We start from the raw sequence: 23,290 nt of genomic DNA, 5'->3' as shown, positions 1-23,290 counted from the left end.
GACAAAAGTCACATAAAACGCCACTAATGCTGACATAAACGCAAAATCTGATACCTTACAAACTCTTTAAACAAGCCAAGTATCTTCATAATAACCTTACCGAGTAGTAACCCTTGTTTTACCCCTATCTGAATTCTCAAGTCGCCGGAACGCTGCGCTTTCCGCTGGACGACTTTGTTAATGCACTGCGTCTGTTCCGCATCTGGATGGCGCTGGGCTGGAACGACATCCTGGCGCGCTATCGACGGTCGGTACTCGGCCCGCTGTGGCTGACCATCAGCATGGCGGTCACCATTGCGGCCATGGGTCCGCTGTACGGCGGCATCTTTAACGTCGAACTGAAAAATTTCCTGCCGCACCTCAGCCTGGGGTTGATCGCCTGGGGTTTTATCTCGGCGCAACTGATCGAGTTCGGTGAAATCTTCCAGCATTCGGCGCATTACCTGCGCAACATGAAGCTGCCCTTGTCCTTATTCATCCTCAGAGTTCAATACCGTCAGCTGATCATCCTGGGGCACAACCTGGCCATAATTCCGGTGCTGTTTGTGATTCTCGGTCGGCCCGTCAACCTGAACATCTTGCTGCTTATTCCCGGCCTGGCTCTGATCACCATCAACTGCTTTTTCATGGGCCTGATCATCGGTTTTTTCTGCACCCGCTTTCGCGATATGCAGCCGGTGTTGACCAGCCTGATGAACCTCTTCTTCTTCGTCACGCCCATCGTCTGGCATCCCGATCAATTGTCCGGTCAGCGTCGACTGATCGCCGAACTCAATCCGCTGGCCATCTATGTCGATCTGATTCGCGCCCCGGTGATCGGCCAGGCACCGGCGATTCACGACTGGGGTTTTGCGTTGGGCAGCGCGCTGCTGTTGATGTTGCTGGCCGTCTATCTGCTCAAGCGCAGCGGCCATCGACTGGTGTACTGGCTATGAGAAAACGCATGAACATCGCTCTGCGCCAGGCGCATATTCGCTTCCCGATTTACGAGTCCGACGACCGCTCATTCAAGCGAACGCTGCTGTCGGCGGCCGGTGGTCGCATTCTCAAAGGCGACAAAGACCGCGTCGAAATTGAAGCCCTGAACAACATCAACCTGAGCATAGAACAAGGCGAGAAGGTCGCGCTGTTGGGCCACAACGGCAGCGGCAAAACCACCTTGCTGCGCGTGCTTGCCGGAGTCTACACGCCGGTCTGCGGTGAGGTTGTCATCAACGGGCGGGTCACCAGCCTGCTCGATTCGATGCTCGGTATGGATGCGGAGTTGACCGGTCTGGAAAACATCCAGATGCGCCTGCTCTTTATGGGCAAAAACAAACAGCAGACTGAGGCGCTGACCGACAGCATCGTCGATTTCAGTGAACTGGGCGACTTTATCTACATGCCGGTACGCACCTATTCCAGCGGCATGGTGCTGCGTTTGGCCTTCGCCATTTCTACCAGCGTGCCCGCGGACATTCTGTTGATGGACGAATGGATGAGTGTGGGTGACGAACACTTTCGCGACAAAGCCGAAGCGCGGCTGAAAAGTTACGTCGATGCCGCCGGCATTCTGGTGATGGCAACACACGACGAACAACTGGCACTGCGCTCCTGCAATCGAATCATCCGCATGGTACATGGCTCCATCAAAGAGGACCGTGCGGTATGACCCGCCTGCAACATTTTGAGTTCAACGTTGAGCACATCGACAAGCGCGTGCTCTTTGCCGCCGAGTCTTTCCGGCCACTGATTCGTGGCAGTCGTGGTCTGAATATTCCGCCGCAACGAGACATCAGCCTGAATCAACTGGCGCACTGTTTCCCCAATCATCACTTCGCCCGCTTTACCGACATTCAGGCCATCCAGTTGCGCGTCTCCCGGGTGATCGGTGACGGCCATATTCAGGTCTATTTTGTCGACGCCCTAGGCACCAACACCCTGGTACTGAACTGGGCGGTCAGCGACAGCGAAAACCGAGTATCGCCGGATATTAAGTTGCGTCACGAAAGTGGCTACTTTTTTGTCCATATCAGCACCGGTCTGACCCGCTTGGAAATCTGCGATCTGGCCTGGGTGGCTACCCAGATTCCCGAACCCAACAGCAAACTGGTGATCGGCGTCACCACCTTTAAGCGCGAACAATATTTACTGCCCAACCTGGACAAGTTGGCCAGATGTCCGGAACTGGGTCGGTTAAATCTGGATATTGTGGTGGTCGACAACGGCCGCACGCTCAGCAAAGAAGACCTGCCATCGGGCGTGCATCTGATCAGCCAGGATAACCTCGGTGGTACCGGCGGTTTTATGCGCTCGCTGAACTATGCCAAACGTATCGACGCCAGCCGCATTCTGTTTATGGATGACGACGTCGAAATCTATCCGGAGCTGCTGTATCGCGCTCTGGTTTTTTCCAGTCTGACTAAAGATCCGGTAGCGCTCGGCGTGATGATGATGAGCGCCAGTAAACCCTGGAGGGTTTGGGAACAAGGCGGCACGCCCGACTACAGCTGGTTCTATCGCATCTATCCACACAACAGTGGACTGAATGCCAAACGCCAGCGCTCGCTGAAAAAGCTCAACAGCGTTCATCAGGTCGGTTTTACCGGCTGGTGGGGCACGATACTACCCGTCAAGGAAACGCCCTATCTGCCTAATATGTTTATCAAGAGCGACGACATTCTGGTCGGTCGAATGCTCGACTATCAGGGTGTGCCATCGGTGACCTTGCCGCACGCCTTTTTATGGCACGAAGACTTCGATAAAAAACCCTTCAGCTGGCAATTTATCTACGAGATTCGCAACGCCTGTTATATGCGTTTTCTGAGTCAGGAAAAAACTCAGGCGGTGCCAATGCTGCTGTCTATCGCGCGCCTGTTTGTGAAGTTCCTGATGCTCGGCGATCACTACCGTTCATCGATGGTTTTATGGGGCTTACAGGAAGTGACCCGCCTGAACGATGACTACTTCCTTGACGCCGACCGTCTGGCGGCAATCCACCAACGCACCATGAGTCATTTCCCGATGCAGGATGTTTCCGGCCTGTTGTCCAACGACAAAGCCGTGACCCGCAAACGCAATGTTATCGACAAACTCAAGGTCGTCGTCTGCGGTTTTGGTTATCTGCCGCTGTTGCGTCGTCGCAACCTGGCCGACGGCAAACCCTATCCCGTTGCCATGAACGACTCGACGCTGGCTGGCGCCGGTCGCTTCCGCAATCTGCTGTTTTTTGATCCCAGTACCTTTAAAGGCTATCGCAGCGAACGCCGCTTATCGGTGCTGTGCAAACAATGTCTGGTGTTTGTTACCTACTCAGTGCGTTTTCTCTGGCGCTTCCGCCAGCTGAACAAACTCAAGCTGAATGTCCCGGAGAATTACTGGGACGCTTATTTCAACACCGGTCATTGAGTGAGGCTGGATCGATGAAACATTTTCTGATGGTAGGTGCCGGCTTTTCCAATGCGGTCATCGGACGACAACTGGCGCAGGCCGGGCATCGTATCAGCATCATTGAACGACGTGACCATCTGGCCGGTAATTGCCATACCGAACGCGATCAACAAAGCGGCATCATGGTGCATAAATACGGGCCACATATTTTCCATACCGACGATCAACGCACCTGGGAGTACGTCAACCGCTTTGCGGAATTCAAACCTTATGTCAACCGCGTTAAAGCAGTCAGTAACAACAAGATTTACTCACTGCCCATTAACCTGCACACCATCAATCAGTTTTTTGACCAGAATTTCAATCCGCAACAGGCCAAAGACTTTATTGCCGAGCAGAGCGATAGCCGTATTGATCAGCCTGCCAACTTTGAACAGCAGGCATTGAAGTTTATTGGCCGCGATCTGTATCAGGCTTTTTTCTATGGCTACACCAAGAAACAATGGGGCTGTGAACCCAGCGAACTCCCGGCCAGCATTCTGAAACGACTGCCGGTTCGCTTTAATTACGATGACAATTATTTCAACCATCGTTATCAGGGTATGCCGGCTGAAGGCTATACCCAACTGGTCGCCAACCTGCTTGATCACGCCAATATCAGCGTCAGCCTGAACACCGATTTCGAACCGGCCATGGCAGACAATGTCGATCACGTCTTCTGGTCGGGACCTCTCGACGCCTGGTTTGACCATCGCCTCGGGCGGCTGGGATATCGCACTCTGGATTTCGAAAAAATCACCGCCAAAGGTGACTACCAAGGTAACGCCGTCGTCAATTATTGCGATGCCGAATACCCCTACACCCGCATCACCGAGCACAAACATTTCAGCCCCTGGGAAAACCATGAGGACACCCTTTGCTATCGCGAATACAGTCGCGAGTGCGGGCCTGACGATGTGCCTTATTACCCCAAGCGCATGGCGACTGATAAACAGATGCTCAATGACTATCTGCTGGCTGCCAATGCCGAAACCGGCGTTACCTTTGTCGGCCGTCTGGGCACCTATCGATACCTTGATATGGACGTAACAGTGCGCGAAGCACTGGAAGTATCTGACCGGGTTATTGAAGCGCTCGCCAACCACCAGCCATTACAAACTTTTTATCACCAATGACGCTGCGTATCTGTGCTGTTGTGGTGACCTTCAACCGCAAGGATGCGTTGTTGAATTGCCTGCGTCATATTCGCCGGCAAAGCCGACCTTTAGACAGCATTATCATCGTCGACAATGCCAGCACGGACGGCACCACCGAGGCATTGCAACAAGCCGGCTGGCTGGATGAACCAAACAGCCACTACCTTCGCCTGGCCACTAACACCGGCGGCGCCGGCGGATTTTATCGTGGCATTCAGGCCGCCCTGTCTCAGTCAGCCGATGCTATCTGGCTGATGGACGATGATGGCTACCCACCCGAAAACTGCCTTGAACAATTGCTCCGCTACTACCAAGCGTTCGATTTTTATGGCCCCTTGGTTGTCGACGAAACACAGCAGCTGAGTTTTCCGATTCGTCTGGCCGGCGAACTTCAATCACTACAGCATTGGAACGAAGCCAGCCAACGTGCCACCGAAGGTGTGCTGCCCGATGTGCTGATTCCCTTTAATGGCGTGTTATTGAAACGCCAGCTGGTGCAAAAAATCGGCCTGCCACGGCGGGAATTTTTTATCTGGGGGGATGACATCGAATACCGCTTGCGCGCTCAGGCGGCCGGCGCGCGGATTGCCACTCTCAGTGAAGTGCCATTTTTCCACCCTTACCAAGGTGGCGTCGGTGAGAAAATGCTGTTCGGAAGACTGCATTTCAACGACGGTCGAAGCCGGATAAAAATCTATTGCCAAAGCCGGAACGGCTTTGCCAATGCCCGTCGTTACCACGGCTGGATTAATGCTTTGTTGTTTGTCGCCAAACAACTCTGGTTCTACAGCCTGACCCGACCCAGCCCCAGAAATCTAGCCTTGGTATTGCGCGGATTATTTGACAGCTGGCGCGGCAATTTCACCCGACATACTCACTATATTGGACGTTAATTCTATGACTGAAGTAGCTGTCGTGCTGGTCACCTTTAATCGCCTGTCGCTGTTACAGGACACTCTGGATGCATTAGCCATGCAAACGCGACACGTCGATGACGTCTATGTCGTCAATAACGCCAGCACCGATGGCACGACGGAATTTCTCAATAATTATCGCGGACCATTACGCCTGCATCACCTGTCGATGATCGACAACCTGGGCGGCGCCGGTGGTTTCTCCATTGGCGTTGAGGCGGCTTATCGTGACGGTGCCGATCAGCTATGGCTGATGGACGATGATGTTGTGCCCAAGGCCGATTGCCTGGCGCAACTGCTGGCCCAGAATGATCCGGTCATGGCCTGTCTGCGCGAAGACAGAAATGGCCAGCTGGTCGAACGTGCCGGGCTGATTTACGACCTGGAACGTTGGTGGACCGCCAATCCGCGCCGCGACAGCATTGAAGATCTGTACCCCAACTCAGACTCAGTCCCGGAAAATCTGTCGCTCGCCTTCGCCACTTTCGAAGGTTTGTTTATTCATCGTGACGTCGTCAAAGCCATTGGCTGGCCCGACCCAAGGTATTTTATTTTTCTCGATGACGTCGATTACAGCCTGCGCATTCGCCGTGCCGGCTATCAAATTAAGCTCGCCAATAAAGCCATTTTGCGACGTCAACTGGACATGGTGGATGTCACTGAACTGAATTGGAAAAGCGGCTATATCTACCGCAATTTTTTCTATATCCATTTCATTTATGGCAACAACTGGGCGGTACGCAATAAACCCTTATTACTGGTGCTGGCCGCGACCTTCGTTAAGCCTTTTACGCTCAATGGTTACCGGGAATTACCGATTATCTGGCGGGCTTTGTTCGACGCCTGCAAGATGAGCTCCCGACCCAAACAAAGCCGTATCGAAGCGTCGCTCTGTAACGACTAAAACAGACTCAACTGTTCATCGACCAACTCAGTAAAGCTGGTGCCGACAAAGTGCAGAATGCCATCGGCAATGGGTTCCAGCTGGCGTTCGATATAGTGCTGGTAATCAATCGGTGAGCGGATAAAAGGATCCGGTTCTACGCCATTGATGGTCATCAGATAGCGGATTTCACGACCATGCCAGCTGGGTTGCTCGGCGCGTCGCTTCAAGGCGGCCTGAACGTGCGGCGGTTTTTGTTTTTCGTAGCTGTCCAGAGAGCGTCGCAGCCGGCGTCGGTAGATCAGACGATCATCGCGCTCACCGGCCTTGAGCGCTGCGACTTCCTGACGCACAAAGCCACGATAATCCCGCCCCAGAAACACCCTCCGATAGAGTTCTTCCTGAAATTGTTTGGCCAGTGGCGTCCAATCCGAGCGCACCGCTTCGAGCCCTTTAAACACCAGTTTTTGTTCACCGTTCTGTTCGATCAAACCGGCGTAACGTTTTTTGGAACCGGTATCGAGGCCACGAATGGTCGGCATTAAAAAGCGGCGATAGTGGGTTTCGAATTCCATTTCCAGATGGCATTCGAGCTGAAAATCAGCACGCAGTTGTTCGCGCCACCAGTCGTTAAGATCGCTGGCCAATTCACGGCCCAGCGCTTGCGGGTCGTTATGGCCAGCGGCCCAGACGAAGACCGAATCGGTATCGCCGTAGATGACGCTGTAACCGCGCGCTTCGATAAAGTCGCGGCTGCGATTCAAAATCCAGTGGCCGCGCTTGGTAATGGAGCTCGCCAGACGCGGATCAAAAAACCGACACTGCGGACTGCCGAGCACGCCGTAAAAGGAGTTCATCAAAATCTTGATGGCTTGCGACATGGACGCATTATTCGCCGCCTTGGCGACATCACGCGCGGCCCAAAGATGGTCGATAATACCGGGCAACAGATGATCGGTACGGTGATAGCGCGCCTCGAGAAAACCGGCCACAGTGTCGGCTTGGTCACTTTCCAGGCCGCGATGCAGACCGAGTGGATCGATCAAAAAAGTACGAATAATACTGGGGTACAGGCTTTTAAAATCGAGCACCAGGACGTCGTCATAAAGACCGGGACGACTGTCCATCACAAAGCCACCCGGGCTGGCATCGGTGAGTGACTGTTCACCGACCGAGGGTGCAACGCGACCGGCACGATGCAGCCGGGGCAAATACACATGGCTGAAGGCGGCAGCGCTGCCACCAATTTTATCCAGGGTGAGGCCCGTTAATTCGGCGCGCTCAATTAAGAAATGCCACAGGCCGGCGGTGTCGAAAATGTCGAGCACCAGTTGGGCGTCTTCGCGGTTGTAGGTGTAGAGGTCAAGCGGGGCGTCGCGATACAGCCGTTCAATTTCACCGACGCGATCGTCGCTGTCTTCAATCGCCTTGCCGCGTCCCAGCAAACTTTGCGCCACGAATTCGAGCGAAAAACTTTCCAGATACCAGGCCGCCGAACGCAGCGTGCCGGGGCCATCAACCACCTGCCGGCCTTCAATTTCGATGCGCTGACGATTGCCTCCGGTCGAGAACCAATGCACCGGTGTCTGCGCCCGACCCAGATTCATTTCTATACCCAGCCGGTCGGCGTGTTGCTGCAACACGCTGAGGTCAAAATCGACCACGCTCCAGCCCACCAATACATCCGGATCGTAGGCCTGTATCCAGTCGATAAAGGCACGCAGACAGTCGGCTTCGCTGGCCACCCAATGAAAATCATCGGGCCGCGGATCGGTTTTGCTTTGGCCGCGATCGACCACCCAGACGGCGCTGGCATCGGCCGCAACCACGGCAATGCTGTACAGGTCCGGGCAGCGACCAGGCACAAACCAGGCGGTTTCGATATCCAGCGAGACCACCGATAAATTGGGTTTAAATTCGGCCGGACGGGCACGATCGCCACGACGTTCCAGACCAGCGGTAATCAACCGCTCCATTAAAAACCGATCGGCCGGCTGGATGTCGTCTTCCCAGGCACGCAGTTGCTGATCACGACCACGCCGCACCCAGCGGCGTTGTTCAGAAAAGGTCTTGGTATAGACAGCCAGCACCGGCTCACCATCCAACGACTTAAGCCTGCCAGCGTCACCGAGGCGGACCTTGACATCCAACTGGTTCCACACTCGCTGCCAGGCATCGAACTGCGCATCGGGGATGAAACAGACCGACTCAAAACCGTCGAGTGTCCAGCACTCAATACCCGCTTCGGTTTTGAGCCAGTAACGCAGCTGCAATCCCTGGTCGATTTCGCTCCAGTGGCGACTCAACACAAAGGCGGTGGTGGACTCGGCGATAGACATAGAGTTCGTTCAGGTCGATAGCGAGTGCGCATTGTATCGGTTTTGCTCCTTCAGCGGCGGATTGCCAAGAGTGCTTTGTAGGAGATCTCTTACAAAGGTTGTCTGTAAAGACGGCTATAGCGAAACCTCGACTACACAGATACTGGCACCAGGTTTAGGACGAACCGCGAGCGCCGGACTGCGCTCTCTACAGGACGTGATACCACTTATACCCGGTTATCTGGACAACCGACGGAACACTCAGTGGGCAGCTGAGCCGGCCACGGTAGGCCACTCCTTCCTTGCCCTTGTTACTCTTTCTACTTTTCCCCCTTGTTTCAACAACCATTGAGATCAGCCTCGCCGCCACCCATGATGGGAGAACATCCTGTGCAGCGACGTCCTCATGCCCCGTCCAAACTCCGAATCCGCTCCCGCCTTCGACAGCCGCTACCCACGCGAACTGCCCGGCACCTTTGAACGGGTAATGCCGACGCCGGTCGCGAATCCACATTGGGTGTGCTGGAATGCCGCTTTGGCCGCACAACTGGATCTGCCGATCGAACCGGATGCCGACGCCTTAAAGGCTTTTTCTGGTGCGGGCTTGTTGGCCGGAACCGACCCCCTGGCCGAGAAATACGGCGGCCATCAGTTTGGCGTCTGGAATCCGGAGTTGGGCGATGGCCGGGGTTTATTACTCGGCGAATGGTCCGATGCGGATGGGCGCGCCTGGGAGTTTCATCTTAAAGGCGCTGGCAAAACGCCCTTCAGTCGCTTCGGCGATGGCCGCGCCGTCTTGCGTTCATCCATCCGCGAATTGCTCGCCAGCGAAGCCATGCACGCGCTGGGCATTCCCACCACCCGAGCCCTGGCTTTGATCGGTTCCGACGAACCGGTACAACGCGAGCAGCGGGAAACCGCCGCCATGCTGACCCGGGTAACGCCCAGCCATATTCGTTTCGGACACTTCGAGTGGTTTGCCTACAGCAATCAGCCAGAGCAGGTTGCCAAACTGGTCGAGCATTGCCTGACTCATCATTTTCCGCAGTGCAGCAACGCCGCTGAGTTTTTTACCGAGGTGGTTGAACGAACCGCTAAGCTGATCGCTCATTGGATGGCTTATGGTTTTTGTCATGGAGTGATGAACACCGACAACATGAGCATCCTTGGCGAAACCTTCGACTACGGCCCTTACGCTTTTCTCGATGCCACCATCCCGGACTTCATCTGCAATCACACCGACGCCCAGGGTCGCTACGCCTTTCATCGTCAGCCGGAAGTCGCCTTCTGGAATTTGCAATGCCTGGCGCAGGCGTTGTCATCACAGGTCAGTTCGAGCGACTTGAAAGCGGGATTGAATCGCTTCGCCGATACTTACAACGAGCACTTTCTAACGTTGATGGGTGAACGACTTGGCCTCGCACAAGTGACAGACAATGACCAAAACCTGATCAGCGACTGGATGCATATTCTGGCCAGCGAGCGTCGTGACTATCACCACAGCTTCAGAGCCCTGGCTGATAAAGCACCGGATGATTGGGCACAGCTCGATGATGAATTTGTCGATCGCGTTGGTTTTCAGCGTTGGCGCAGCGCTCTGGCCGAACGGCGGCGGCAGGAAGCTGACCAGGGCATGACGCTGGCCCAGGCTCGCAATCCGGTTTCGGTGTTGCGCACTCATCTGGCCCAGACGGTTATCGAAGACGCAAAAAAGGGAAGCTATGCTTCCCTGCAACAATACCTGGCGGCGTTGCAATCACCCTTTGAGAGACGTGAGGATTGGACTCGCTGGAGCGAAACGCCGCCTGTGGATTATCAGGCAGCGCCGCTCAGTTGCAGCAGTTAAACCCTAAAGCTGCCGACGACCGAGGTCAGTTCATCGGTATGGCCTTTGAGTTTTTCAGCAAGATTGCTCAGGCCGCGTGACTGCTCAGTACCTTCGCTGGAGAACTCCGAGATCAACTGCAGGTTCTTGTTGATCTCTTCGACGACGTGAGTCTGCTCTTCGGTCGCGGTGGCAATCTGCATCGACATATCAGTAATGCGAGTAATAGCGCCCTGAATGGTCTCGAAAGACTCTGCCGCACTGGCCACGTCACCGACGGTCGCATCAAGCATTTCGATACCGCTCTTCATCGCCTCGACCGCTTCGTCGACACCGCCTTGCAAGGTTTCGATACGGCCCTGAATGTCTTCGGTCGACTGCTGAGTTTTGCTCGCCAGGGCGCGCACTTCGTCGGCAACCACCGCAAAGCCACGACCCTGTTCACCGGCACGCGCCGCTTCGATGGCCGCGTTCAATGCCAGCAGGTTGGTCTGTTCGGCGATGCCGCGAATCACATCCAGCACCGTACCAATGTTCACGGCTTCATCGGCCAAACGACCAACGGCCTCGGACGAACGATTGAGGCGTTCAGACAATTGCGCTACGCGCTTGTTCGATTCACGCGATACCCGCACACCGGTTTCCACCGAATTGTTGGCTTCGGTAGCAGCGTCGGCACCGTTGTTGGAGTTGGAGGCAATTTCACGCGCCGCACCGTGCATTTCTTCAACCGCAGTCACCACCTGATCGACCGTTTCGTGTTGTTGATCGGCCATGCGGATGTTGTTGCCCGCAGCTTCACGCAATGATTCGGTACTTTGTTCGAGATGGAAATTCACTTGCTTCACCACCGTGATCGACTTCTGCAATTTCTCGATCACGCCGTTAAAAGCACCCGCCACCTGGCCCAGTTCGTCTTTGCTTTCCACCGCCAGGCGGGCGGTTAAATCGCCTTCGCCCTGGCCAATATCGCGCATGCGATCGCGCAGTACTTCGATCGGTTTAACCAGGAAGTAAGGAGCCAGGAAGCCCGCAGCGACGAAGATAACCACCAGAATGGCCAGCTGTACCAATTGGGCAATGATTTGACGGTTAACAATGGAGCTGGCCAGGGTTGATGATTCGCTGGCTAATTCGTCCACCCGCGCACCGAGGTTGTCGAGCAGAGTTCGAGGGGATTCGAACAGCTCCATATTTTCAACCTGAACTTGGCCGGCCACCAGTGCATTGGAATGCTGCAACCAAGCGTCCATTTTTTGCACAAACTCTTCAGCGTGGCCCGCAGCAATATTAGCGCCCATACGCTCGATAGCTTCCAACCCGCGATCCAGCGTCTGTTGGTGGTTTTCCAAGCGTTCCTGATTCAGTTCTTCAAGGCGTGAGGCACTTAACGTCTGACGTCGATCCATAATTTCACGCAGTGCAACCAGACTCTGATACAGATCCCTATCGGCGTTCAGTACCAGCGAAATGGACGGCAGATACTCAACATCAAAGTCGTGAACCTGCTCACCCACCGATGACGTGGCCTCATAGGACGACCAGGACATCCACAATAAAAAGGCACCGACCATAACCAGGGGCACACGAATCTTATTCTTGATCGACCAATTTTTAACAAACTTCATATTCCGTTCCTCACACTGAAGTCACACATGCTGGTATCGCTATGACTTGATTCCTTTCTTTGTTAAGTCGAAACGTCTTTCCCTTGCGGTTATGCGTTATTACATGATCGGCAGACCACGGAATTACATTAGCGATTGCCTATATTCAATGAAGTTTAGCCAAGCTTTGAAAAAGCGTCGGAGAAAATGCAAAAAAAAAATCCGACGCTCTGACCACAGAACGTCGGATTCGAATCAACTGCGTTAGTGGTTGAGAAGCGTTACCTAAAACAGCTCGGCGGACGGAGTCATCAGCGATTCACTGCCCGCTGTCACTTTGGCGTGATAGGCCGCAGTTTCCGGCAACAAGCGCTGCATAAAGAAAGCCGCGGTAGCGCGCTTGGCGCGATGGAAGTCGTCGTCTTTGTTAGCCGCCGCGTTCGCCATTTTGGTCCACATCATGGCGTAAGCGGTAAGGCCAAAAAGATTCAGATAATCACAACTGGCCGCGCCGACGGCGTTGGCATCGGCGGCGGCTGCCTGTAATAAAAAGTCGGTGGCATCGCTGAGTTTTTCCAGAGCATCACGCAAGGGTTGCGCAAATTGCTCATCGCTTGTTGCGTCGATCGCTGTTTGAACTTCGGCACGGAATAATTCAAACCACTGACCACCGTTTGAAGCCACTTTTCGGCCAGCAAGATCCAATGCCTGAATGCCATTAGTGCCTTCGTAAATTTGCGCAATGCGCGCATCGCGCACGAATTGCTCCATGCCCCATTCGCGAATATAGCCGTGACCACCGAAGACTTGCTGACCCAAAATCGTCGCGTCCAAACCGCGATCGGTGAAGTAGGCTTTGGCAACCGGCGTCAGCAATGCAACCAAGCCATCTGCTTTTTTGCGTTCGGCTTCATCCGGGTGACCCTTGGCGATATCGAGCCACATGCCGACGTAAGCGGCGAAAGCTCGACCGCCTTCGTTATAGGCGCGTTGGGTCAGCAACATACGACGCACATCCGGATGCACGATGATCGGATCGGCCGCTGCATCTGGCTGCACAGCACCGGCAGGCGAGCGACTTTGAATACGGTCTTTGGCGTAGGCCACCGCCGATTGATAAGACACTTCACCGAGGCCGACGCCCTGCAAGCCAATCGACAGTCGCTCGTAATTCATCATGGTGAACATGGCCGCCAACCCTTTGTTGGCTTCACCGACCAGCCAACCCTGAGCGCCATCGAAATTCATCACGCAGGTAGCCGACCCTTTAATGCCCATCTTGTGTTCAATGGAACCACAGGCCAGAGCATTACGCTCACCGACTGAGCCATCGTCATTCACCAGAAACTTGGGCACCACAAAGAGTGAAATGCCTTTGGAGCCGGCCGGTGCATCGGGCAGTTTGGCGAGCACCAGATGGATGATGTTTTCGGTTAGATCGTGTTCACCACCAGTGATAAAAATCTTGGTACCGGTGATGTTGTAGCTGCCGTCGTCGTTGGGCACGGCTTTGCTTTTCATGATGCCCAGGTCGGTGCCGCAATGCGGTTCGGTCAGGCACATGGAACCGCTCCAGCGGCCTTCGTACAGCGGCGGCAAATAGGTTTGTTTCAGTTCATCGCTGGCGTGGCGCAGCAGACACAGACTCGCACCAGCACTCAACACCGGATAAAGCGCGAAGGAGGTGTTGGCGGCGTAGACCATTTCTTCGAACATCACCGTCAACATCTTGGGCATGCCCTGACCGCCAAATTCCGGATCGCCACCCAGGCCCACCCAGCCACTTTCGGCGTAGGTGGCGTAGGCGTCTTTGAAACCGGTCGGCGTCGTTACCTCGCCATTGTTCCAGCTACAGCCTTCTTCATCGCCGTTGCGGTTGATTGGAAACAGCTCGTTCTCACACAGCTTGGCGCCTTCTTCGAGAATGGCCGAGACCAGATCGGGCGTGACTTCTTGCGTGGTCGGCATGCTGGCCCAAAGTTCGTCGGCCTTGAAGACATCGTTGAGCACAAACTGCATGTCTTGAATGGGTGCTTTGTATTCCGCCATGGTGATGAACCTTTTTATTTGGATTTTGGTTAACAGCGCAGAGCACAACAGGAGGTCCGGGACGGCGGGTTGCCTTATCCGGGGGAGTCGGCGGCCATGGACGGCCGCCGCCTAGCTTACAGGGACGTATTCACAGCGACCCCGGATAAGGCGACCCGCTGGCACGGACCGGCCCTTTACCACGATTTACCAGAACAGCAGACAATCAGAACGCGAAATGTTCCTCGTCCAGATCCATCATGCTATCAACACCCGCCAGCATCGCCTGCTTGTGGCTTTCGATGCGCGGCAGAATGCGCTCGAAATAGAAGGTCGCGGTCTTGATCTTGGCGTTGTAGAAATCCACTTCGCTGCTGCCGGCATCAATCGCCTGCTGCGCTTTTTCCGCCATCAGCGCCCAGTAGTAACCGAGCGTGATATAGCCGGAATACATCAGGTAATCGACCGCCGCACCGCCGACTTCTTCGCGGTTTTTCATCGCCTTCATGCCCAGTTTCATGGTCATGTCGCCCCACTCTTTATTGGCTTCCGCCAAACGAGCAACGATGGGTTTCAGCGCGCCTTTACCAGAGCTTGCTTTGCAGAACTTGTGCACGATCTTGGTGAATTTCTTCAGCATCTCACCCTGGCTCATCAGCACTTTACGACCCAGCAGGTCGAGCGCCTGAATGCCAGTGGTGCCTTCATAGAGCTGAGCAATGCGGTTATCGCGCACGATCTGCTCCATGCCCCATTCCTGAATGTAGCCGTGACCACCGAACACCTGCACACCATGGTTGGCGGCTTCGGTGCCGACTTCGGTGAGGAAGGCTTTGGCGATGGGCGTTAAGAAGCTGAGCAGATCGTCGGCGTCTTTACGGGTATCTTCGTCCTGGCTGCGCTTGACGGTATCGACCAGCTGGCTGGCGTGCATCAGCATGGCACGGCCGCCTTCGGCGAAGGCTTTCTGGGTCAACAGCATGCGACGTACATCCGGATGGACGATGATCGGGTCAGCGGCTTTTTCCGGCGCTTTCGGGCCAGACAGACTGCGCATCGCCAGACGATCTTTGGCGTAAGCCAGAGCACCCTGGAACGACAGTTCTGCCGAGGCCACACCCTGCATGGCCGTACCCAGACGGGCGAAGTTCATAAAGGTGAACATGCATTTCAGGCCCTGGTTCGGCGGGCCGATCAGGAAGCCTTTGGCGGCATCGAAGTTCATCACGCAGGTGGCGTTGCCGTGGATGCCCATCTTGTGTTCGATGGAGCCACACTCAACAGCATTGCGGGTACCGTCCGGCAGCACCTTAGGCACGATAAACAGCGAAATGCCTTTGGTGCCTTCCGGTGCATCGGGCAGGCGCGCCAAGACGATGTGGACGATGTTGTCGACCATGTCGTGCTCACCGGCGGAGATAAAAATCTTGGTGCCGGAAATGGCATAGGTACCGTCGGCTTGGGGTTCGGCTTTGGATTTCAGCGTACCCAGGTCAGAACCGCAATGCGGTTCGGTCAGACACATGGTGCCGGTCCATTCGCCGGACACCAGCTTGGTCAAGTAGGTGTCTTTCTGCTCATCGGTGCCGTGCAGTTCCAGGGTGTTCATCGCACCATGCGACAACCCTGGATACATGCCCCAGGCCCAGTTCGCGGTGGAGACCATCTCGGAAACCATATTGCCGATGGAATCCGGCATACCCTGACCGCCGTATTCCACCGGGTTCGACAGTGACGGCCAGCCGTTTTCAGTCCACTGCTGATAGGCTTCTTTAAAGCCGGTCGGCGTCGTAACCACACCATCCTTCCAGGTGCAGCCTTCTTTGTCGCCAACCTGATTCAGCGGTGCCAGAACTTCTTCACAGAACTTGGCGGCTTCGCCCATGATGGCGTCGACCATATCGCGACTGGCGTCTTCAGCACCGATGGCCTGGTAATGAGCTTCACTGTCGAGCACTTCGTGCAGGACGAATTGCATATCACGCAAGGGCGCTTTGTATTCTGGCATGGTGTCACCTCTAATCGATAACAGGGCCGGTATCGGCCAGACCGGCTGCGGCAGCAGCAGGTCGGAAAGGGGTTCAAACGAGCGTTTGAAACATACGTTCGGCTTAACACGGTGTCAAGCGCTGGCTCACCAGATTCACAGGTAGCCTAGACCAAGTTGGGATTGGTGCCTGGTGGGAAAGATTAGAGGCGGAATGTCTGAATGGAAAAGTGGTATTGGCAGCTTAGAAGAAGGTGCCAGCGCCGTTGAGTAAGGTCACTGGAAAATACAGTCACGCTCAGCACGGATAGAGCCTGGGTCCGAACAGGGCTTCAAGTTGGCCGTCGGTCGCCAGGGTGGTCCGACACATCGGGGGCGACCGTCGAGCGTACAGGGACGTACTTGCAGCGTGCCAGCTTGAAGCCCTGTTCGGGCCCTGGCGGCACTGAACGAAATGGCTGCTTGGAGTCAGTATTCCCGCGACAAATCCACCGGAAACAACGGCGCTTCACCAGCCCGATGTCGTTTGAGGTTTTCAATAGCCAGCGCTATCACTTCAGACGGCTCACTGGTCGAGGCGATATGGGGCGTAACCCGCACCAGCGGATGCGACCAGAAGTCGTGATCAGCCGGCAAAGGCTCGGTGTTAAAGACATCAAGGATGGCACCACTGAGCTGGCCGCCGTCGATAGCCGCCAGCAGGTCGGCATCAACCAGACTGCCGCCGCGACCGACATTCATCACCACCGGGTGGCGTTTGCAGCGTCGAAACAGGTCGGCGTTTAAAAAGCCGCGCGTGGCTTCGGTCAGCGGCAAGAGGTTGATCAGATAATCACAACGCGCCAGGCCTGCGCTTAAACCGGCATCCCCAGTCAGCGCTTGCAAACCGTCGATGGCACGGCCGGAGCGACTCCAGCCATCGACGCTGTAACCCTGCGCCAACAAAGCCCGAGCCACGGTCTGACCGAGTTCACCCATACCCAGCACCAAAACGCGCTCGCCATAGGTGCCGTTGTGCCAGGCCCAATGGCGCGCATCTTCGGCGCGCAGCAGGCGCGGCATATCGAGTTGCCAGTTATTGAGTTGGGCGCCGACGTAACGCGCCATTCGGTCTTTCAGACTCTGGCTCATAAAGCGCGCCACCGGCCAGTCGGTCGGCAAGCCCGCGCTGAGCAGATGATCGACGCCAGCGCCAAAGCTTTGCACCAGAGGCTTATTAAAGGTCGACCAATCGAGTGAGTCGGGTTTCCAGGCGACGATCATTGCCACCGCCGCCGGATCGTAATCATCGGCAGCAGTCCAGACCGGTTCGTTAAACCCCTGGTCGGCGAAATCCTGGGCGATGGCATCGAGTCGGCTTTCGGAGCCACTCATCAGAACGAGAACAGACATGGATAACCCGGTACAGCGAAGTGAGGCATCACTTTATCACAGCGAAGCGATGCTCATCCGCCCAGCAAACGCTGGTTCTCACGCTCGATATATTCGTAAAAATCGACGTCTTTTAAACCTTTGGCCGCGGCGCGATCGAGTACCAGGGTGGCACGCGGATGCATCTGCAAAATGGAGGCTGGGCAGCGTGCTGCAACCGGGCCTTCGACCGCTTCGCGGATCGCCTCAGCCTTGGACTCACCGGTCGCCAGCAACAAAATATGCCGCGCTTCCATGATGGTGCCGATGCCCATGGTGATGGCGAGGTTGGGTTGGAATTCGTCGGCTTTGAAGAAGCGTTTGTTGGCTTCGACGGTATCCGGCGTCAGGGTTTTTACCCGGGTGCGTGACGCCAGGCTGGAGCTGGGTTCGTTAAAACCGATATGGCCGTTGCGGCCGATGCCGAGCAATTGCAGGTCGATGCCGCCGGCGTCTTTGATCGCTTTTTCGTAAGCGTCGCAGGCGGCCAGCGGATCTTTGGCAGCACCGTCGGGTACCTGGGTATTGGCCGGATCGATGTCGATCTGGCTGAATAATTCATGATTCATAAAGTGGCGATAACTTTGCGGATGCTCGCCACTCAAACCCAGATATTCATCCAGATTAAACGAACGCGCCTGAGCAAAACTGACCTCGCCGGCCTGATAACGGCGAATCAGTTCACGGTACAGCGCAATCGGTGTCGAACCAGTCGCCAGGCCAAGCACCGCCTGCGGTTTTTTCTGCAAACGGGCAACGAATTGATCGGCGCCATACTGGGCGACCGCTTCGGGCGTATCAAGGATAACAATCTGCATAAGAGCGTCGAATTCCGTGCGCTATTGAATCAGTACAGCCGTTTACCGGCGCGCCAAAGTCCCTGGACGTTAAGGTCGTCATCGAACCAGCTGACATCGGCGACCCGGCCTTCGTGCAAGCTGCCAAAGCGATCGTCGATGCCCAGGTATTCGGCCGGATAACGACTGGCCATGGCGACCGCTTCGTCGAGCGATAATTTCAGGGTGCGCACGCAATAACGCACCGCATCGACCAAGGAGATGGCACTGCCCGCCAAACGACCGGCAGCGTTAACCAGACGGCCGTTTTCTTCGTGAATCTGTTCGCCGTAGAGCTCGAAGGTTTTGCTTTGCGCGCCCAGCGTCGCCATGGCATCGGACACTAAGTAGAGCTTGCCGCGCGGCTTGGCGTGCAACGCCAGCTGCACCGACGTCGGGTGCACATGAATGCCATCGGCGATGATGCCGCACCAACTTTCTTGATCGGCCAGAGCGGTACCGACCACGCCTGGTTCACGGCCAGTCAGCGGTCGCATGGCGTTATACAAATGAGTAAAACCCGACAAACCGGCATCGAGGGCCCGGCGCACTTCATCGTGCAGCGCATTGGTGTGACCGGCGCTGACGTTCAGCCCAAGCGCCACCATGCGCTGAATATCAATCGGGTCGATCTGCTCGGGCGCCACGGTGATGATGGCCGGCACCTTGGCGGCCTGTTCCAGCCAGGCCCAGTCGGCGTCATCGAGTCGGCGCAGCCAGTTGGGATGGTGTACGCCATTGCGTTCCTGGCTGAAAAAAGGACCTTCGACATGCACGCCGAGAATGCCCGAATGCAGATCCTTGGCCGCTTCGACCGCCGCAGCAACACCGGCTTCAGTCACCGCCAGGCGGTCACTGATCAGCGTTGCCAGAATGCGTGCAACACCAGCACTGGCATGACCTTGCGCCATGGCGGCCAGGGCGTCGGCATCGGGCTGGTTGTTAAACAGCACGCCGCCGCCGCCATTAACCTGCAAATCCAGCAGGCCCGGCGTCAGCACGCCCTGGTTCAGTTCTTCACGCTGATACTGCGACGGCACCTCAGACACCGCCACCCGCCCGCGCACCGTCTCGCCGTCAATCAGCAAGGCCGAGGGACCATGGCGTGTGACGCCATCAAAGAGACTGGGTGCAATCAAGGCCGTGTGCATAAGCTGTCCTTCCGCCGGCAGGCGTTTAATCAGTACTGACCGACAGTTCGGTCACAAAGTCGTAGATGTCGCCGCGATACCAGGAGCGGGTAAATTCCACCGGCCGGTTGTTGGCATCAAAACCCTGGCGCTCGATGTACAGCACCGCATCACCGGGAGCAATTTTCAGATAACGCGCCACCTCGGCGTCGGCGTTGTGCGCGGTCATGGTTTGCAGCGCGCGCACCGGCCGGGCGCGGACCCTATCGAGTGCCTGATAGAGCGAATCGCCGACTTTTTCGGCGTCGCCGATGATGCTGGTTGGCACCGTAGCAATCTCATAGGCCATCGGCGTTTCGCTGGCAAAACGCACCCGGGTAAAACGACCGATGCGCGCACCGGGTGACAGATTCAACGCCATCGCCTCGCGCGGTGAGGACTGCAACGTCTGCCGGCTGACCCAACGCGACGAGGGCCGCATACCGCGCATGGCCATGTCTTCGGTAAAGCTGTTGAGCACCGACAAATTCTTGTGAATCGACTGCTTGCCACCGGAAGTGACCACGGTACCGGCGCCCTGACGCTGGCGCAGCAGACCTTCGCTGACCAGGGTTTCAATCGCCTTGCGTACCGTCACCCGCGACACGCCCAGCGCTTCGGCCAGTTCGCGTTGCGGCAATAAATAGTCGCCGTCCTTGAGCAGACCTTCATGAATGGCCTGGCTCAGCGAACGCGCTAATTGGGTATAGAGCGACCCGGCCTGATTCGGATCCGGGGTCAGAAAGGCAATCAGTTCCCGATCGCCACGTACCGGTATGGATGACATCAGCGTGCACTCCCTTGTCGTTGCGAGGACGGGTTCGAACGTCGAGCCAGGCGCAGCGCGCCGTCGAGCGCATCACCCTGAGGTTCACGCAAACGCTCGCGATGCCGGGCCGCCAGATGCGCCGACACAAAGTCAGCCAAACCACCCTGCACAACCAACGGCTGCGCTGGCTGCTGCAAGGCGTCCAATAACTGATCGAGCACCCGGGTTTGCTCGTCAACAATGGCCTGGGCATGGACATCGCCTTGTTCAAAACAACGCACGACTAAGGGCGCCAACTCACCGTAATCGACCGAGCGGGCTTTTTGGGCCCAGCCAATAAGACCACTGTCGGAACCCTCAAAACGCGCCCAGACGGCCTCGGTCAATGCAGAGGTGGGCGCCAGACCATCGCGCTGCGCCAAGGCCCGGCGCATCGCTTGCAAACCGAGCCAGGCGCCACTGGCGGCATCGTCGAGCGGAAACCCCCAGCCCGAGACGCGGCGCCAGTCACCGCCACTGTAATTAAAACCGATGATACCGGTACCGACGATCAGCAAGGTGCCATCGGCACCACCATGAGCGCCGACGCAGGCAATCTGACCATCGTTGAATAAATCGAAGTGGGCAAAGCCATGATCACGCTGCAGAAATTGCTCGGCGGCGGAGGCGAATTCGGACCCGGCCAAACCCGCTGCGACCACGATCTGCTGGCGCGTCTCGGCGGACAGTCCGGCCTGGGCAAGCACCTCACTGGTGGCAGCATCGATCGATTGCCAACTCACCTCAGCGCTTTGAAACACATTGGCACTGCCGCTGCGGGCCTGTGCCAGAACCCGGCCGTCGGCGTCCGTCAGACGCACCCGACAAGCGGTGCCACCACCATCAATGCCCATATAAAACGTCGGCAACGAAGTTCCCGTGGTCATCGAATCGAAGCTTCCTGTATTCGCGTGTCATTCTTATTCCGACGCCAAAATCGAAGTCGGCTGTTAGACAGCTAGATTACAACCTTTCACTAGCCGCAACAATACCAATATAATACCTTTGGGTTTTGCAACGCCAGCAACCGGACTGAGGACAACGCTAATGACGCTCAACGCCACCGCCGACATTCGACCGACCGCCGAGGGCTACCAAGTCAGCCTGTACTGGCCGGTCCAGGCCGTCGAATTCACCGCGACGGAACTGTGTTTCAGCCTGCTGCACCCGGTCGATGCAGCCTGCATCGAAGGCGCCCAGCTGGTCGAGTGCCAGGGCGATTGGCATCGGCTGCAGTTGGACAACGCCTGGGACGGAACCAAGCCACTGCGCATCCGTTTTGCCGGTGCCGGCAGCCTGCGCAAACTGACCGACCGGCCCGATGGGGTTTATCTGCAAGCGGGCAAGCAGCGCGCCGAGGTGATATTGCCGGGCGAAGCCGAACGCAGCACCTTCCCAGCGCAGCCAATGCCAGAAGGCAAGCTGGTGCTGCTGCCACAGCCGGAGCATTTCAAGCTTGAGCCCAGCCTACTGCCTTGCCCAACCGCGTTGAATTTCGCCGGCGAACGCTGGAACTCTGCCTGGCTGCAGCGCCTGTACGGCCGACTTAAGGCAGCGTCGGTGCCGACGCTGTCAGCGACCGGCTTGACGATTATTGGGCAGCACAAACCCGACCTGGTCAGCGACTTTCATCTGCAAATTACCGGCAACGGCATCGACCTGGCTTATCGCGACGACGCCGGTTTCCAGGCCGGTCAGGCCTATCTGATGCAGTATCTGCTGCAGTGGCCTCTGGCCGGTTCGCTGCCCGCTGTTGAACTGGCCGGCACGCCACGATTTGGTTATCGCGGCGTGCATCTGGATGTGGTGCGCCACTTCTTCGCGGCCGAGCCGATTCAACAGTGGCTCGATCTGTTGGCGCTGTTCCAACTCAATCACTTCCATTGGCACCTCACCGACGACGACGGCTGGCGCGTGCCCAGCAAAGCCTATCCACAAATCGAGCAGATCGCCGCCTGGCGAGGGCCGGACCAGGCCCTGCCACCGCAAATGGGCACTGGCGCCCAGCCTTATGGCGGCTGCTACAGCGCCGATGAGATTCGCGCCACCGTTCAGCGCGCCAGGGAACTGGGGATCACCGTGGTGCCGGAAATGGATGTGCCAGGCCATTGTCGGGCGTTGCTCAAGGCGCTGCCTGAGCTGGTCGAGGCCGAGGATCAATCGGTCTATCGCAGCGTTCAACACCATAACGACAACGTCATTAACCCAGCACTGCCCGCCACTCAGACGGTGATTCGCACCCTCATCGACGAATGGTGCGAACTCTTCGACGGCCCGCTGTTTCATCTCGGTTCCGACGAGGTGCCGCAAGGCGCCTGGCTTGGTTCTCCGGCGGCAAAAAGCTGGGCGCAACAGCAGCAGCGCAAGCCGGAAGAGCTGCACGGCGTCTTTATGGCCGAGCTGGAACAAGCGGTTCAGGCGCATGGCAAAACCGCCATGGGTTGGGAGGAGATCCGCACCGGTCATGCCGTCAGCGCGAACACCTGGATTCTCTCCTGGCAGGGCGTCGAGGCCGGTCAGGCTGCGGCCGAAGCCGGTCATCCGGTGGTGATGACACCGGCGCAGCACTGCTATTTCGACCTGGCGGTCAGCGATCGTCCGGAAGATCCGGGTTATTACTGGGCTGGCACCGTCGATCTGAGCGCCGTCTGGCACTACAACCCCAGCGCCGGACTGTCGGACGCCGCCACCGGGAATATCCAGGGCGTTCAGGCCTGCCTGTGGAGCGAAGTCATCACCAGCCCGGAACAAGCCGAATTTATGTGGTTTCCACGCTTGCTGGGCCTGGCGGAAGTCGCCTGGGGCTCTAACCAGAACGGCGAATTTGCCGATTTCGAAGCCCGCGCCGAACACTGGATGGCCTTACTTGCCCAGCTGGGCGTTCAGGGCCGCGATACCTCCCTGGGTTGGTAAAACGACGCAAAAACGACAGAAAAACAA

Annotated in this window: 17 protein-coding genes; 8 read left to right on the top strand and 9 right to left on the bottom strand. The window is 56.6% G+C overall.

Features of this window, described 5'->3' with window-relative positions:
• Positions 1-113: 113 nt before the first annotated feature.
• The 6 genes from ABMA60_RS04235 to ABMA60_RS04210 are packed head-to-tail and all read left to right on the top strand — an operon-like array spanning position 114 to position 6,383.
• The gene (locus ABMA60_RS04235; protein WP_392799184.1) at positions 114-935 is read left to right on the top strand and encodes an ABC transporter permease; all 822 of its coding nucleotides are present in this window, start codon (positions 114-116) and stop codon (positions 933-935) included.
• 8 nt (positions 936-943) lie between these two features.
• Positions 944-1,651 (top strand): ABC transporter ATP-binding protein, encoded by a 708-nt coding sequence (locus ABMA60_RS04230; RefSeq protein WP_392799181.1) that lies wholly within the window; start codon positions 944-946, stop codon positions 1,649-1,651.
• Positions 1,648-3,387: a glycosyltransferase gene (locus tag ABMA60_RS04225; protein ID WP_392799179.1), complete on the top strand. Its 1,740-nt coding sequence runs from the start codon at positions 1,648-1,650 to the stop codon at positions 3,385-3,387. The genes ABMA60_RS04230 and ABMA60_RS04225 overlap by 4 nt, the downstream gene beginning before the upstream one ends.
• Positions 3,388-3,401: 14 nt before the next feature.
• Entirely contained in the window at positions 3,402-4,544 is a 1,143-nt protein-coding gene (gene glf / locus ABMA60_RS04220; RefSeq protein ID WP_392799177.1) for a UDP-galactopyranose mutase, read from the top strand.
• Positions 4,541-5,458 carry a glycosyltransferase family 2 protein gene (locus ABMA60_RS04215; RefSeq protein WP_392799175.1) on the top strand — a complete coding sequence of 306 codons (918 nt, stop codon included), beginning with the start codon at positions 4,541-4,543 and terminating at the stop codon, positions 5,456-5,458. Before glf ends, ABMA60_RS04215 begins: the two co-directional genes overlap by 4 nt.
• A 4-nt stretch (positions 5,459-5,462) precedes the next feature.
• A complete protein-coding gene (locus ABMA60_RS04210; protein WP_392799173.1) occupies positions 5,463-6,383 on the top strand; it encodes a glycosyltransferase in 921 nt (306 codons plus the stop codon).
• On the opposite strand, the gene ABMA60_RS04205 is transcribed toward ABMA60_RS04210, so the two are convergent.
• Positions 6,380-8,701, bottom strand: coding sequence for a DNA polymerase II (locus ABMA60_RS04205; RefSeq protein ID WP_392799170.1), 2,322 nt, complete (start codon positions 8,699-8,701; stop codon positions 6,380-6,382). The two genes, ABMA60_RS04210 and ABMA60_RS04205, sit on opposite strands and share 4 nt — an antisense overlap.
• Positions 8,702-9,086: 385 nt before the next feature.
• Between ABMA60_RS04205 and ABMA60_RS04200 the strand changes: the two genes are divergently transcribed.
• Positions 9,087-10,526, top strand: a complete 1,440-nt coding sequence (locus ABMA60_RS04200) for a YdiU family protein (RefSeq protein WP_392799166.1) — start codon at positions 9,087-9,089, stop codon at positions 10,524-10,526.
• Here ABMA60_RS04200 and ABMA60_RS04195 read toward each other — a convergent pair.
• The 8 genes from ABMA60_RS04195 to ABMA60_RS04160 form a co-directional block, all read right to left on the bottom strand.
• Entirely contained in the window at positions 10,523-12,133 is a 1,611-nt protein-coding gene (locus ABMA60_RS04195; protein ID WP_392799163.1) for a methyl-accepting chemotaxis protein, read from the bottom strand. The two genes, ABMA60_RS04200 and ABMA60_RS04195, sit on opposite strands and share 4 nt — an antisense overlap.
• Positions 12,134-12,397: 264 nt before the next feature.
• Positions 12,398-14,161: an acyl-CoA dehydrogenase C-terminal domain-containing protein gene (locus ABMA60_RS04190; protein ID WP_392799160.1), complete on the bottom strand. Its 1,764-nt coding sequence runs from the start codon at positions 14,159-14,161 to the stop codon at positions 12,398-12,400.
• 205 nt (positions 14,162-14,366) lie between these two features.
• On the bottom strand, positions 14,367-16,148 hold the full coding sequence (locus ABMA60_RS04185; RefSeq protein ID WP_392799157.1) for an acyl-CoA dehydrogenase C-terminal domain-containing protein: 1,782 nt from the start codon (positions 16,146-16,148) through the stop codon (positions 14,367-14,369).
• A 447-nt stretch (positions 16,149-16,595) separates the two neighbouring features.
• The gene (locus ABMA60_RS04180) at positions 16,596-17,519 is read right to left on the bottom strand and encodes a 2-hydroxyacid dehydrogenase (protein WP_392799154.1); all 924 of its coding nucleotides are present in this window, start codon (positions 17,517-17,519) and stop codon (positions 16,596-16,598) included.
• 53 nt (positions 17,520-17,572) lie between these two features.
• Entirely contained in the window at positions 17,573-18,355 is a 783-nt protein-coding gene (nagB, locus tag ABMA60_RS04175; protein WP_392799151.1) for a glucosamine-6-phosphate deaminase, read from the bottom strand.
• A 29-nt stretch (positions 18,356-18,384) separates the two neighbouring features.
• A complete protein-coding gene (gene nagA / locus ABMA60_RS04170) occupies positions 18,385-19,524 on the bottom strand; it encodes an N-acetylglucosamine-6-phosphate deacetylase (protein ID WP_392799148.1) in 1,140 nt (379 codons plus the stop codon).
• 25 nt (positions 19,525-19,549) lie between these two features.
• A complete protein-coding gene (locus tag ABMA60_RS04165; RefSeq protein ID WP_392799145.1) occupies positions 19,550-20,329 on the bottom strand; it encodes a GntR family transcriptional regulator in 780 nt (259 codons plus the stop codon).
• Positions 20,329-21,237 (bottom strand): BadF/BadG/BcrA/BcrD ATPase family protein, encoded by a 909-nt coding sequence (locus ABMA60_RS04160; protein WP_392799142.1) that lies wholly within the window; start codon positions 21,235-21,237, stop codon positions 20,329-20,331. The genes ABMA60_RS04165 and ABMA60_RS04160 overlap by 1 nt, the downstream gene beginning before the upstream one ends.
• A 160-nt stretch (positions 21,238-21,397) precedes the next feature.
• Between ABMA60_RS04160 and ABMA60_RS04155 the strand changes: the two genes are divergently transcribed.
• Complete coding sequence (locus ABMA60_RS04155; RefSeq protein WP_392799139.1) at positions 21,398-23,263, top strand: beta-N-acetylhexosaminidase; 1,866 nt, start codon at positions 21,398-21,400, stop codon at positions 23,261-23,263.
• Positions 23,264-23,290: the final 27 nt, after the last annotated feature.

This window comes from Saccharospirillum sp. HFRX-2 (assembly GCF_043196805.1).
Classification (GTDB): domain Bacteria; phylum Pseudomonadota; class Gammaproteobacteria; order Pseudomonadales; family Natronospirillaceae; genus Saccharospirillum.
The sequence above is the reverse complement of the archived record's forward strand: the minus strand, read 5'-3'. Positions and strand labels throughout refer to the sequence as shown.

Coding starts and splice junctions, on each gene's coding strand:
- ABMA60_RS04230 (WP_392799181.1), top strand. CDS start 944: ATGAACATCGCTCTGCGCCAGGCGCATATTCGCTTCCCGATTTACGAG.
- ABMA60_RS04225 (WP_392799179.1), top strand. CDS start 1,648: ATGACCCGCCTGCAACATTTTGAGTTCAACGTTGAGCACATCGACAAG.
- glf (WP_392799177.1), top strand. CDS start 3,402: ATGAAACATTTTCTGATGGTAGGTGCCGGCTTTTCCAATGCGGTCATC.
- ABMA60_RS04215 (WP_392799175.1), top strand. CDS start 4,541: ATGACGCTGCGTATCTGTGCTGTTGTGGTGACCTTCAACCGCAAGGAT.
- ABMA60_RS04210 (WP_392799173.1), top strand. CDS start 5,463: ATGACTGAAGTAGCTGTCGTGCTGGTCACCTTTAATCGCCTGTCGCTG.
- ABMA60_RS04205 (WP_392799170.1), bottom strand. CDS start 8,701: ATGTCTATCGCCGAGTCCACCACCGCCTTTGTGTTGAGTCGCCACTGG.
- ABMA60_RS04200 (WP_392799166.1), top strand. CDS start 9,087: ATGCCCCGTCCAAACTCCGAATCCGCTCCCGCCTTCGACAGCCGCTAC.
- ABMA60_RS04195 (WP_392799163.1), bottom strand. CDS start 12,133: ATGAAGTTTGTTAAAAATTGGTCGATCAAGAATAAGATTCGTGTGCCC.
- ABMA60_RS04190 (WP_392799160.1), bottom strand. CDS start 14,161: ATGGCGGAATACAAAGCACCCATTCAAGACATGCAGTTTGTGCTCAAC.
- ABMA60_RS04185 (WP_392799157.1), bottom strand. CDS start 16,148: ATGCCAGAATACAAAGCGCCCTTGCGTGATATGCAATTCGTCCTGCAC.
- ABMA60_RS04180 (WP_392799154.1), bottom strand. CDS start 17,519: ATGTCTGTTCTCGTTCTGATGAGTGGCTCCGAAAGCCGACTCGATGCC.
- nagB (WP_392799151.1), bottom strand. CDS start 18,355: ATGCAGATTGTTATCCTTGATACGCCCGAAGCGGTCGCCCAGTATGGC.
- nagA (WP_392799148.1), bottom strand. CDS start 19,524: ATGCACACGGCCTTGATTGCACCCAGTCTCTTTGATGGCGTCACACGC.
- ABMA60_RS04165 (WP_392799145.1), bottom strand. CDS start 20,329: ATGTCATCCATACCGGTACGTGGCGATCGGGAACTGATTGCCTTTCTG.
- ABMA60_RS04160 (WP_392799142.1), bottom strand. CDS start 21,237: ATGACCACGGGAACTTCGTTGCCGACGTTTTATATGGGCATTGATGGT.
- ABMA60_RS04155 (WP_392799139.1), top strand. CDS start 21,398: ATGACGCTCAACGCCACCGCCGACATTCGACCGACCGCCGAGGGCTAC.